General features: G+C 66.1%; 9 protein-coding genes. 2 read left to right on the plus strand and 7 right to left on the minus strand.

The features are described 5' to 3' along the window. Positions 1-100 precede the first annotated feature (100 nt). Positions 101-1,570: a NarK family nitrate/nitrite MFS transporter gene (locus MVF76_RS11930; RefSeq protein ID WP_297529417.1), complete on the plus strand. Its 1,470-nt coding sequence runs from the start codon at positions 101-103 to the stop codon at positions 1,568-1,570. A gap of 55 nt (positions 1,571-1,625) precedes the next feature. After that, the gene (locus MVF76_RS11935) at positions 1,626-3,332 is read left to right on the plus strand and encodes a bifunctional protein-serine/threonine kinase/phosphatase (RefSeq protein WP_297529419.1); all 1,707 of its coding nucleotides are present in this window, start codon (positions 1,626-1,628) and stop codon (positions 3,330-3,332) included. A 4-nt stretch (positions 3,333-3,336) separates the two neighbouring features. Here MVF76_RS11935 and MVF76_RS11940 read toward each other — a convergent pair whose 3' ends face one another. The 7 genes from MVF76_RS11940 to MVF76_RS11970 all read right to left on the minus strand — a co-directional run bounded on the left by MVF76_RS11940 (position 3,337) and on the right by MVF76_RS11970 (position 12,213). Continuing rightward, positions 3,337-5,844, minus strand: a complete 2,508-nt coding sequence (locus tag MVF76_RS11940) for a bifunctional diguanylate cyclase/phosphodiesterase (RefSeq protein WP_297529420.1) — start codon at positions 5,842-5,844, stop codon at positions 3,337-3,339. Positions 5,845-6,171: 327 nt separating this feature from the next. After that, entirely contained in the window at positions 6,172-7,752 is a 1,581-nt protein-coding gene (locus MVF76_RS11945) for a peptide chain release factor 3 (RefSeq protein WP_297529423.1), read from the minus strand. A gap of 108 nt (positions 7,753-7,860) precedes the next feature. Next, positions 7,861-8,553, minus strand: coding sequence for a hypothetical protein (locus tag MVF76_RS11950; protein ID WP_297529425.1), 693 nt, complete (start codon positions 8,551-8,553; stop codon positions 7,861-7,863). A gap of 84 nt (positions 8,554-8,637) precedes the next feature. Beyond that, on the minus strand, positions 8,638-9,069 hold the full coding sequence (locus MVF76_RS11955) for a hypothetical protein (protein WP_297529427.1): 432 nt from the start codon (positions 9,067-9,069) through the stop codon (positions 8,638-8,640). 343 nt (positions 9,070-9,412) lie between these two features. Then, entirely contained in the window at positions 9,413-9,913 is a 501-nt protein-coding gene (gene rimI / locus MVF76_RS11960; protein WP_297529429.1) for a ribosomal protein S18-alanine N-acetyltransferase, read from the minus strand. Next, positions 9,910-10,665, minus strand: coding sequence for a uracil-DNA glycosylase (locus MVF76_RS11965; protein WP_297529431.1), 756 nt, complete (start codon positions 10,663-10,665; stop codon positions 9,910-9,912). The genes rimI and MVF76_RS11965 overlap by 4 nt, the downstream gene beginning before the upstream one ends. Before the next feature lie 3 nt (positions 10,666-10,668). Further along, positions 10,669-12,213 carry a 2-isopropylmalate synthase gene (locus MVF76_RS11970; protein WP_297529434.1) on the minus strand — a complete coding sequence of 515 codons (1,545 nt, stop codon included), beginning with the start codon at positions 12,211-12,213 and terminating at the stop codon, positions 10,669-10,671. Positions 12,214-12,251: the final 38 nt, after the last annotated feature.

Consider the following 12,251-nt stretch of genomic DNA (forward strand, 5'->3'; position numbering starts at 1 on the left):
ATCCGCCATTGCTGGCACAGCCATTGCTCTATGGCATGCAGCGACCGGAAACGGATCCGGTCTGTCAGGGCGCAGCGCTGCGCGTACAGGAGTCGTTTCAATGAGTGACGGGCGTTTCAATCTGTTTTCGTTTTCGGGCCGGATGCGCATCCTGCATCTCACCTGGTTTGCCTTCTTCCTGAGCTTCTTCGTCTGGTTCAACATGGCGCCGCTGCTGGGCATGATGCGCGAGACACTGGGTCTCAGCGACCAGCAGGTGAAGGCCCTGCTGATTCTCAACGTGGCCCTGACCATTCCCGCCCGTATCGTGGTCGGCATGCTGGTCGACCATTTCGGCCCCCGGCGCATGTACTCGCTGCTGCTCGCCATCGGCGCCTTCCTGTGTTTCGCCTTCGCCATGGCCGATGACTACGAACAACTGGCGCTGACACGCTTCCTGCTCGGCTTCGTCGGCGCGGGCTTCGTCATCGGCATCCGCATGGTGAGCGAATGGTTTCCGGCAAAACAGGTCGGCGTGGCAGAAGGCATCTACGGCGGCTGGGGCAACTTCGGTTCCGCAGCCGCGGCCATGATCCTGCCCAGCGTGGCGCTGATGTTCGGCGGCGATGACGGCTGGCGCTACGCCATTGCCCTGACCGGTGCCATCGCGCTGGTCTACTCTCTGGTCTACTTCTTCTCGGTCAGCGACACGCCCAAGGGCTCGACCTACTTCAAGCCCAGGAAGACCGGCGCCATGGAGATCACCAGCCGCGGGGACTATTTTCTCTACCTGGTCATGAACCTGCCCATGTACGGCGCACTGGCCCTGCTGGCCTGGAAGCTCGGGCCGGACAACCTGGGCATGATCGGGGAAACCGCAACCTGGCTGATCTACGCGACCCTGGCCGGCATCTACCTCTTCCAGGCCGTGCGCATACACCAGATCAACCACCATGTGTTCACGGAGGAAGTCCCGGAAATCGAACGCTACAAGTTCAAGCAGGTGGCCGTGCTGGACCTGGCCTACCTGGTGACCTTCGGCTCGGAGCTGGCCGTGGTTTCCATGCTGCCCCTGTTCTTCCTGGACACCTTCGACCTGGATCCGCGCCTGGCCGGCCTGCTGGCCTCGGGCTATGCCTTCATGAACCTGCTGGCGCGGCCGGGCGGCGGCCTGTTCAGCGACCGCTTCGGCCGCAAGCGCACCCTGCTCATCCTGCTCGGGGGACTCACCGCAGGCTACTTCCTGCTCGGCAACATCACCGGCACCTGGCCGGTATGGCTGGCGGTGGTTGCCACCATGGCCTGCTCCTTCTTCGTACAGGCGGGCGAGGGCGCCGTGTTCGCCATGGTGCCACTGGTCAAGCGCCGGTTGACCGGACAGATCGCGGGCATGGCGGGGGCCTACGGCAACGTCGGCGCCGTACTGTTCCTGACCGTGCTCTCCTTCGTCTCGCCGCAGACCTTCTTCTTCGTCATCGCCGGCGCGGCCCTGCTGGTGCTGGTGATCACGGCACTGTTCCTGGAAGAACCGCGCGGGCACATGGCCGAGATCCTGCCCGACGGCACGGTGCAGATGATCAAGGTACACTGAGCGGAAGGCCACGGCGCGGTGCCGTGGCCTTCCGTTCGGCCGCCGGAACCCAGGCATGACCCAGCTCAGGCTCTCCGCCGCCCAGCGCTCGGAGGCCGGCCTCAAGCCGGTCAACGAGGACTCGGTCGGCATACAGATCCCCGACCCGCCCCTGCTGACCAGCAAGGGTGCCGCGGCGGTCATTGCCGACGGCATGAGCGGCAGCGAAGGGGGACGCGAGGCGGCCGAGGCCTGCGTGACAGGCTTCCTGTCCGACTATTTCAGTACCCCGGAATCCTGGTCCGTGGAGACCTCCGGGGAGAAGATACTGGGCGCCCTGAACCGCTGGCTGTACGGGCAAGGGCAGCAACGCTTCGGCAACAGCCGCGGCCTGGTGACCACGCTGAGCGTGCTGGTGATCAAGTCGCATCTTGCCTGCCTGTTCCATGTCGGCGACACCCGCATCTACCGTTTCCGCGACGGCGAGCTGGAACCCCTGACCCAGGATCACAACCTGGTGGTCGGCGGGGACAAGACCTGCCTCAGCCGGGCCATGGGCGTGGATCCGCACCTGGACATCGACTATTCCTGCCAACCGGTGGAGACCGGCGACCTCTTCCTCCTCACCACCGACGGCGTCCACGGCTTTCTCCCGGACGCCCGCCTGCGCGAGCTGCTGCAGCGCCATGGCGGCAATCTGGAAACCGCGGCGGACCGGATCATCGAGGCCGCGCTGGCCGCAGGCAGCAATGACAATCTGAGCGTCCAACTGCTGCGCATCGATGCCCTGCCCGAAGCCAATGATGCCGAGTTCTATCGCCAGCTCACCGCCCTGCCCTTTCCGCCGCCACTGGCGCCGGGCATGAAGCTGGACGGCTTCCGCATCCTGCGCGAGCTGCATGCCAGCAATCGCACCCAGGTCTATCTCGCAGAGCGCGAGGGAACCGGCGAGCGGGTCGCTCTGAAGACGCCCTCGGTCAATTTCGAGGACGATCCCCTGTACATCGACCAGTTCCTGCACGAGGAATGGGCCGGCCGGCGGCTGAACAGCCCGCACCTGCTCAAGGTGCTGCCACCGCCGGACGACCGCCAGTGCCTGTACTCGGTCACCGAACTGGTGGAGGGCCAGACGCTGCGCGCCTGGATGGACGACCATCCCCAGCCGCCGCTTTCCGAAGTGCGCGACATTGCCCGCCAGATTGCCCAGGGACTGCGGGTCATGCACCGCCAGGAGATGATCCACCAGGACCTGAAGCCGGAAAACGTCATGATCGACCGCGACGGCCTGGTGAAGATCATCGACTTCGGCTCCACCAAGATTGCCGGCATCGCCGAGATCCGCACGCCCCTGGAACGGGACCGGCTACTGGGCACCCGCGACTACACGGCGCCGGAATACCTGCTCGGGCACCCAGGCAGCAACCGCTCCGACATCTATTCATTGGGCGTGGTGGTCTACGAAATGCTCACCGGGCACCTGCCCTATGCGCACACGCCGACGGCGCGCAATCTCAAGCGACTTCGCTACCGTTCCGCTCGCCACTTCAATCCGGAGATTCCCGACTGGATGGATGGCGCCCTGCAAAAGGCGGTGCACCCGGATCCCGCGCGCCGCTATGAGCGGCTGTCCGAGTTCATCCATGACATCAGCCAGCCCAACGACGCGCTGGTTCCCGATGCGCAGCTCCCCCTGATCGAACGCAACCCGCTCGGTTTCTGGAAGGCGCTGGCGCTGTTGTCACTCGCCGCCAATCTGCTGTTGCTGATACTGCTGGCTTCCTGAAAAGTCAGTGCGCGGTAAAGGGCACCACACGTACGTCGTCCGCCGTCTGCTCGAACAGGGCAGCCAGGGGGCGGGGACGGGCAATATGGAATCCCTGCAGAAGATCCACGCCCATGCTCTCCAGCATGGTCGCCGTTGCTGCCGACTCCACGTGCTCGGCCACGGTCTGCTTACCCAGACTGGCGGCAATGTCGCGTACCGACCGCACCATGGTGCGGTCGACCTCACTGTCGGTGATCCGGCGCACGAAGCTGCCGTCTATCTTGACCATGTCCACGGGCAATTCCTGAAGCAACACGAAGGAAGAGAGCCCACTGCCGAAGTCGTCCAGGGCAATCCGGCAGCCGCGGGCCTTGACAGCCTGCATGAACTGGGTGGATCGGACCAGATCCGAGGTGGCCACCGACTCGCTGATCTCGAAACACAGTTTCCGGGCCGGAAAACCGCTGCTGTCGAGCAGTCCCAGCACAAAATCCACGAAGCCCTCGTCGGCGATGGCCGCGGCGGAAAGATTCACGGCACAAAGCTCGGTTTCTTCCAGGCATTCGCGATGGCGCCCGAACCAGTCCACGACACGACGCAACACCCAGCGATCGATGGGAATGGCCAACCGGTAGCGCTCCGCGGCTGACATGAAGGCGCCGGGAAGTATGACCTCGCCCTCATCCGGGCCGTTCTCCGGCAGGCGCAAAAGAATCTCCAGCCGCCGTCGTCCGTCATCTTCTCCGACTGCCTGCATGGGCTGGGCATAGAGCCGGAACCCGTCGGCATCCAGTGCTGCCGTCAAGCGCGGTGCCCACTGCATGTCGCCCGCGGGTGCTGCCTTCTCGAGGCCGCGCTCCACGGGATAGACATAGATGCAGTTGCGGCCCCGTTCCTTGGCCGTGTAGCAGGCCGAGTCGGCATGACTGAGCAGCACCTCGAAGGCAACGCCGCAATGAAAGGGCACCATGCCGATGCTGACACCGATACTGAACTGGCGCGCATGCCACTGGAAGCGGAACTTCTCCACCGTTTCGCGCATGCGTTCGGCCAGTGCCTGCGCCTCTTCCAGCGAGGCATTTTCCAATAGCAGCGCAAACTCGTCTCCGCCCACGCGCGCCAGCATGTCACGTGTCCGCACCTGGGCCGAGAGCAGTGCTGACACCCGCCGCAGCAGCTCGTCGCCGGCGAGATGGCCGCAACTGTCGTTGACCGCCTTGAAGTTATCGAGATCGAGGTAACAGAGCACATGCAACTGGTCGGCGTGGTTCTCGCGCTGCGCCAGCAACCGCAGCCGGCGCTCGAACTCGCGGCGGTTGATGAGTCCGGTCAGTCCGTCATGAGTCGCCTGGTAGGCCAGGCGCTCCTCGAGTTCGCGCCGGTCGGTGATGTCGCGGCAGATGACCAGCAGACGCGGGTTGTCATCGGCGGCCGGGTCCAGGCTGGCGCGCTGATGCACCCAGAGCACGCTGCCGTCCTTGCGCAGCTTGCGGTACTCGATGCCCTCGTCCGGTTGCGTATTCCGCAGCCGGCCAGCGATGTGTTCCAGCACCCGGGCCTGGTCCTCTGGATGGATGACCAGGGTCGCCGACTGGCCGATCAGCTCTGCCGGCTCGTAACCCAGCATGTCCGCACCCACCTTGTTGATGGAGAGGATGACGCCCTCGGCATCGATGGTTGTATAGATGTCGGGTGCATTCTCGTACAGGGCCTGGTAGCGGGCCTCGGACAGGCGCAACGCGCGCTCGGCACGGATGGTATCGGTAACGTTGCGGAATATGCCGCGGGTGGAAATGGGCCGACCATCCTTGAAGATGGACCCGCAGTCTCCCTCCAGATGTACCGTCTCGCCATCCTTGGTGACGAACTTGAAATCGATGCGATTGAGCGTTTCGCCCTGCTTCAGCCGGCGGAAGCGGTCCTGGCAGCAGATCATGCTGTCCGGATGCAGCACATCGAGCAGATTGAGTCGCTTGACCTCTTCCTCTGTATAGCCCATGGTCTCGCGCCAGGCACGGTTGACATAGAGGAAGGAGCCGTCCGGCGCCAGGCACTGAATGAGGTCGCTGGTGTTGTCGAACACATCGAGGTAGCGTTCCCGGCTCTCATGCAGTTCCTCCTCGATGCGCTTGCGGGCGGAGGCCTCGATGCGACGGCGCCGCAGCAGATCGATGAGCACCGGCAGCCGGCGCAGACTCTCCGGATTCAGGGGCAGGAACTGGTCGATGCCGGCCGACAGGCAGGCCAGCGCCGTCTCCTCGCCACCGTGCTCCACCAGCAGCACCAGGCGGTCGGCCAGACCCAGGGTTTCACACAGACCGGCCAGTTCCAGGGCCGTGATATCGCCGCAGGCCAGCTCGGCCAGAATGACATCGGGCGCCCCGTTGCGCAGCGCGCGTTCGACCTCCGCGTGATCGACTGCGTGCGACAGCTCAATGGCCCCTGCGTGGGCATCCAGTGCCCCCCTGCACAACCGCAGGGCCTCTTCGCCGCCGACCAGGAGCAGCCTTGTGTCGGTTTCTTCCATCATCCATCGCCTCGACCGGTGGCCGACGGACCGTGCCTTCTGCCGGAGGCGTTCGGTCCCAGCATCGACCGGCAGGGTGCCGGCCCTGCCATCGTCCTGATTGTTCTTGTTTGCCTCCGCTGCATTCCCCGACGCGCGAAGTCATGACGGTATCGCCGCCCGCCGAGAGGGCGACACCGGGCGGCCAATTATAGCGCCACCGCCCCCGGAGGGGATCCCCCAACCGACGAGTGGTCGTGTTTTGACGGCCGCTGACAACAGCCTGCTCCGTGCTGACGGGACAGAAGCAGGGAATACAGTTGGTTATGTCAGAAGACCCGCAGACCCGCGTCAGTGCTCTCGGGTGGCGAGGAAGCGGATGTCCGGCCACTTCTCCTCGGCCAGTTGCAGGTTGACGCGGGTGGGCGCGATGTAGACCAGATCCCCGCCCTGGTCCAGGGCCAGGTGGTCGTGGGCCTTCTCGCGGAAGCGTTCCAGCGCGCGCGGATCGTCGCACTCGATCCAGCGTGCGGTGGCGACCTGCACCGGCTCGAAGCTGCATTCCACCTTGTACTCGTCCCTTAGCCGCTGGGCGACCACGTCGAACTGCAGCACGCCGACCGCGCCCAGGATGAGATCGTTGTTGCGCAGCGGCCGGAACAACTGGGTGGCGCCCTCCTCGCAGAGCTGGTCGAGGCCCTTCTGCAGGGCCTTCATCTTCAGCGGGTCGCGCAGGATGGCACGCCGGAACAGCTCCGGGGCAAAGCTCGGAATGCCGGCAAACTTGAGGTCCTCGCCCTGGGTGAAGGCATCGCCGATGCGGATGGTGCCGTGATTGTGCAGGCCGATGATATCGCCGGGAAAGGCTGCCTCGATATGATCGCGGTCGGAGGCGAGGAAGGTCACGGCGTTGGCCACGGTGACATCGCGGCCGATGCGGACATGGCGCAGCTTCATGCCCTTGCGGTAGCTGCCGGAGCAGACGCGCAGGAAGGCGATGCGGTCACGGTGCTGCGGGTCCATGTTCGCCTGGATCTTGAACACGAAGCCGCTGAAGGCTTCCTCTTCCGGCCACACCTCGCGCGACTCGGTTTCGCGCGGCAGCGGCGCGGGCGCGTACTCGACGAAATAGTCGAGCAGTTCCTGCACGCCGAAGTTGTTGATCGCCGAACCGAAGAACACCGGCGTCTGCTCGGCACGCAGGTAGGCCTCCGGGTCGAAGGCGTGGCTGGCCCCACGCACCAGCGCCACCTCGTCGCGCAGTTCGGCAGACTGGTCACCCAGCACCTCTTCGGCCAGGGGATTGTCCAGCCCCTTGATGAGGGTCACATCCTGGCGCTCGCTGCCCTTGCCGGGCGTGTACAGGTGGATGCTGTCGTCGATGAGGTGATATACACCCCTGAAGCGCTTGCCCATGCCGATGGGCCAGGTCACGGGTGCGCATTCGATGTCCAGCACCGATTCGACCTCGTCGAGCAGTTCGATCGGCGCCTTGCCCTCGCGGTCCAGCTTGTTGATGAAGGTGAAGATGGGCGTGGTGCGCAGCCGGCACACCTCCATCAGCTTGATGGTGCGCTCCTCGACGCCCTTGGCCACGTCGATGACCATGAGCGCCGAATCCACCGCCGTCAGGGTGCGGTAGGTGTCCTCGGAAAAGTCCTCGTGACCGGGGGTGTCGAGCAGGTTGACCATGCGCGCCCGGTAGGGGAACTGCATCACCGAGGAGGTCACCGAGATGCCGCGCTGCTTTTCCAGCGCCATCCAGTCGGAGGTGGCGTGGCGCGCGGCCTTGCGGCCCTTGACGGTGCCGGCGAGCTGGATGGCGCCGCCAAACAGCAGCAGCTTCTCGGTCAGCGTGGTCTTGCCGGCGTCCGGGTGGGAGATGATGGCAAAGGTGCGGCGGCGCGCGGCCTCCGCGGCGATGTTCGACATGGCGGGTGATACTCGGCGTCGGTCAGGGACTGCAACGGCCGGCCATTGTACCATCCCGTGAAAAAGGCGGCGCAAGCGCCGCCCTTCCCGTTGCCCGGATGCGGGCCCTCAGCGGCGGCGGGCCAGCCCCACCAGGCCGAGCAGCCCGGAGCCGAACAGCCAGACCGCGGCCGGGACCGGGACCGCGGTGGTCGGGGCGCTGGTGTAGAAGGCACCGGCCAGATTGAGCACCACCGGGTTGCTGCCGCCCTCGACCAGACGCAACTGCATGTCGCCGGCCAGCGCCGCCCCCGCGGCGATCCCGAAATCGGACAGATCGACCAGCGCAATGCCCAGGTACTGGTTGTTCAGCGTACTGCCGTTCCAGATCATGCCGTCGAGCACGCACTGGGTGGACGGGCTGCCGCAGCCGAACAGGGTCGCCGGTGCCAGGCTGGCAGTGGTGCCGTTGATGGTGAGATCGATGGTGTTGCCGGTCTGGTCCCAGGTGAACAGGAAGGCGAGATCGGCGCCACTGCCGTTGTAGGCGCTGTTGTCGCTGAAGCCGAGGCCCAGCGTCACGTCGTCGTACCCCGGATAGGGCGCGGTGGCATAGAAGGTGGTTGCGTCGATGTCGGTCACCGGGCCCGGCGTGCTGGACGGATGGTCGTAGCCGCTGCCGTCGTACATGCCGCTGCCCGTGAAGGAGGTCACAGTATCGACGAAGGCATTGTCGTCGAAAGTATAGGACCCCAGGGTAACGGCGGCCTGCGCCCCCGTCGTCGCGATCGCCAGGATCGCACTCAGCCAGATCGGTTTCATGGTGTCTGCTCCTCGTTACGCCGGCCCGGATCCGCCGGTATGTTCCGGCTCGGCATGTCTCCGGACCGCCCGTGTTCGCTTGCCTTAGAGTGCCGCCCCGGGCGGTGGTGGTGGCGGCGACGGCGGGCCGTTGCCGATGGGCTGGTTCGGGTCCACCGGCACCACGCCCGGCACTCCGGGCGGCGGTGGCGGGGGCGAAGGCGGCCCGCTGCCCACCGGCTGGGTGGGATCGACGGGGACCACGCCCGGCACCGAGGGCGGACCCGCAGGCGGCGTACCGCCACCACCGCCCGTGGTCTGGATCTGCGGCGTGAGCTGCTGGCTGTCCTCCGGCCGCAGGTTCACGCCCTGGACGCTCAGTTGCGGCGTCGGGTCGGGCAGGCCACCGGCGGCGGGATTCAGCGTCTCCCAGCGCCCCCAGCTCAGCACCGAGTCCTGGTCCGGTTGCGTGGCGGCGGATGCCGGCGCGGCGCAGACCGCCGCAAGCAGTAGGCATCCCGAAATTGTGTATTTCATGTGTGTTCGACCCCTTCCGGCCGTGCCTCTGCCAGGCACTTGCTGATTCACCAGGCCCATTCCTTCGGAGTGGCCCATGACCGAAGGCAAGTTTCGCGCCAGAACCGGATTCTGTTCCGGACTCAGTCACTTGGCGCAGCCATTGGGGACGCTGAACGAATTTTTTGTAAGGAATCCCAGACATGCTTTCCCATGCGGGAAAACAAAAACCTTCCTGTTCTCTTTTGAGAACAGATAGTTGTGCGTTATTCCATCAATATCCGAACTGTCAGAAATACCGACATGCGGCCAATCAATCGTCAAATCCATCGACCCGGCCTTCACCGCCAGGCCGTTTTCCCCGTCAAATCCGGCGCTTGCCGTGCGGCCGCCGAACGTTGTCCAGACTGCGCGCAAGCACCAGCGCGTTCTCGCGCCCGCGTTCGGCGGGATAGTAGTTGCGGCGCTCGCCGATTTCGTTGAAGCCGAGTCCGCGATACAGGGCCAGTGCGGCCTCGTTGGATGGCCGCACCTCGAGGAACAGGCTGTCGGCGTCCTGCCGGCGGGCGACGTCCATGAGGAACAGCAGCAACCGGCGCCCCAGGCCCTTGCCCTGGGACTCGGGCCGCACGCAGAGGTTGAGCAGATGGGCCTCGCCCACGGCAATACTCATGACGGCATAGGCCTCGATGATGTGTTCGCGTTCGAACACCCAACAGTCGTAGCCGACCCGAAGGCAGTCGCGCAGGATACCCTCGGTCCATGGGAAAGGATAGGCACGGCGTTCGATGTCCATCACCTCATGGACATCGCCCAGGCCCATGCGCCGGAAGCGGCCGCCAGGCTGGCGCAGCACGGCACTCATGGCGCGGCCTCCGCAACCAGGGAGCGGGCCAGCAACAGGTCGGCCCAGGCCTTGCGCTTCTCGCCGGGGCTGCGCAGCAGGTAGGCCGGGTGATAGGTCACCACCACCGGGATGCCTTCCGGTTCCAGCCGGTGGACGCGACCCCGCAGGCGGCCGATGGGGGCGTCGCTGTGCAGCAGGTTCTGGGCGGCGATCCGGCCCACCGCCAGGATCAGTCGCGGCCGGATGAGCTCGATCTGGCGGTTGAGGAAGCCGGCACAGGCCTCGACCTCGTCCGGCCGCGGATCACGATTGTTCGGCGGGCGACACTTGAGGATGTTGGCGATATAGGCCTGGTTGCGGTCCAGCCCCACGGCGCGCAGCATGGCGTCCAGCAGTTGCCCGGCCCGGCCGACGAAGGGCTCGCCGCGCCGGTCCTCCTCGGCCCCGGGCGCCTCGCCGATCACCAGCCAGTCGGCGTTGCGGTTGCCGACGCCGAATACCGTCTGCGTGCGGCTCTGATGCAGCGGACAGGCGGTGCAGCCGGCCACGGCCGCGGCCAGGCCGTCCCAGTCGGCCGGTATCACCGGGGCGGTGGCCACTGCGGGCTCGGCGACCGCCTGCGTGGGCCGCTCAGCCGCCGGCCGAGCCGCGGCCGCTGCCGCCGGCACGGCCGCTTCCGCTGCGGGGGCCGACTGCGCCCCCTTCCCCCGGCGCACCCAGACCTGCACGCCCAGGGCGTCGAGATAGGCCTGTCGCAGCGGGTCCGTCATGCCTCAGACATCACCGAGCTGCGGGTGCTCGCGCTCCGGGATCACGATCTTGTTCAGGGCGTTGATGTAGGCCTTGGCCGAAGCGATGACGATATCCGTATCCGCACCCTGGCCGTTGACGATGCGCCCGGCCTTCTCCAGCCGTACCGTGACCTCGCCCTGGGCATCGGTGCCGCTGGTGATGTTGTTCACCGAGTAGAGTTGCAGCTCGGTGCCGCTGTGGGCCACGGCCTCGATGGCGCGAAAGGCGGCGTCGACCGGTCCGCTGCCCGATTCGCGCGCATGCCGCTCCTCGCCGTCCACGGACAGCGTGATCTCGGCTGTTGGCGTCTCGCCCGTCTCCGAGCAGACCCGCAGCGCCAGCAGCCGGTAACGCTCGTTCTCGGCCTCCAGCGCGGCCTCGGTGACCAGCGCCTGCAGGTCCTCGTCGTAGATCTCGTGCTTCTTGTCGGCCAGCTCCTTGAACCGGGCGAAGGCCTCGTTCAGCGCCTCTTCCGAGTCGAACTCGATGCCCAGCTCCCTGAGCCGGGTGCGGAAGGCATTGCGACCGGAATGCTTGCCCAGCACGATGCGGTTGGCGGTCCAGCCCACATCCTCGGCGCGCATGATTTCGTAGGTCTCGCGGCTCTTGAGCACGCCGTCCTGGTGGATGCCGGACTCGTGCGCAAAGGCATTGGCGCCGACGATGGCCTTGTTGGGCTGCACCGGAAAGCCGGTGATGCCGGACACCAGGCGCGAACAGGGCACGATCTGGCTGGTATCCAGACCGGTATCGCAGGGGAACACGTCCTGGCGCGTGCGCACGGCCATGACCACCTCTTCCAGGGCCGCGTTGCCGGCACGCTCGCCGAGGCCGTTGATGGTGCACTCCACCTGGCGCGCACCGTTGAGCACCGCCGCCAGCGAATTGGCCACCGCCAGTCCGAGGTCGTTGTGGCAGTGCACGGAAAAAACCGCCTTGTCGGCGTTGGGCACCCGCTCGATCAGGGTACGGATCAGCTCGCCGAACTGCTGCGGCACGTTGTAGCCCACCGTGTCCGGAATGTTCACGGTGCGCGCGCCGGCATCGATCACCGCCTCGATCACCCGGCACAGGAAGTCGATCTCGGACCGGCCCGCATCCTCGGGCGAGAACTCGACATTGTCGGTGTACTGGCGCGCCCGCTTCACGGCATGCACGGCCTGCTCGACCACCTGGTCGGGCGACATGCGCAGCTTCATCTTCATGTGGATGGGCGAGGTGGCGATGAAGGTGTGGATGCGGGCGCTGGCCGCGTCCTTGAGGGCCTCGCCGGCGCGGTCGATGTCGCGGTCCAGGGCGCGTGCCAGGCCGCAGACGGTGCTCTCGCGCACGGCCTGGGCCACCGCCTGCACCGCCTCGAAGTCGCCGGGACTGGCGATGGGGAAACCCGCCTCGATCACGTCCACGCGCATGCGTTCCAGCGCCTTGGCGATGCGGACCTTCTCGTCACGGGTCATGGACGCGCCGGGGCTCTGCTCGCCGTCGCGCAGGGTGGTATCGAAGATGATCAGCTTGTCCTGGTTCATGTCCTGGCTCCACGGGCCGCGCTGCGCGGCGCCTGCCG

Source organism: Thiohalobacter sp., assembly GCF_027000115.1.
Classification (GTDB): domain Bacteria; phylum Pseudomonadota; class Gammaproteobacteria; order Thiohalobacterales; family Thiohalobacteraceae; genus JALTON01.

Coding starts and splice junctions, on each gene's coding strand:
- MVF76_RS11950 (WP_297529425.1), bottom strand. CDS start 8,553: ATGAAACCGATCTGGCTGAGTGCGATCCTGGCGATCGCGACGACGGGG.
- MVF76_RS11930 (WP_297529417.1), top strand. CDS start 101: ATGAGTGACGGGCGTTTCAATCTGTTTTCGTTTTCGGGCCGGATGCGC.
- rimI (WP_297529429.1), bottom strand. CDS start 9,913: ATGAGTGCCGTGCTGCGCCAGCCTGGCGGCCGCTTCCGGCGCATGGGC.
- MVF76_RS11945 (WP_297529423.1), bottom strand. CDS start 7,752: ATGTCGAACATCGCCGCGGAGGCCGCGCGCCGCCGCACCTTTGCCATC.
- MVF76_RS11940 (WP_297529420.1), bottom strand. CDS start 5,844: ATGATGGAAGAAACCGACACAAGGCTGCTCCTGGTCGGCGGCGAAGAG.
- MVF76_RS11935 (WP_297529419.1), top strand. CDS start 1,626: ATGACCCAGCTCAGGCTCTCCGCCGCCCAGCGCTCGGAGGCCGGCCTC.
- MVF76_RS11955 (WP_297529427.1), bottom strand. CDS start 9,069: ATGAAATACACAATTTCGGGATGCCTACTGCTTGCGGCGGTCTGCGCC.
- MVF76_RS11970 (WP_297529434.1), bottom strand. CDS start 12,213: ATGAACCAGGACAAGCTGATCATCTTCGATACCACCCTGCGCGACGGC.
- MVF76_RS11965 (WP_297529431.1), bottom strand. CDS start 10,665: ATGACGGACCCGCTGCGACAGGCCTATCTCGACGCCCTGGGCGTGCAG.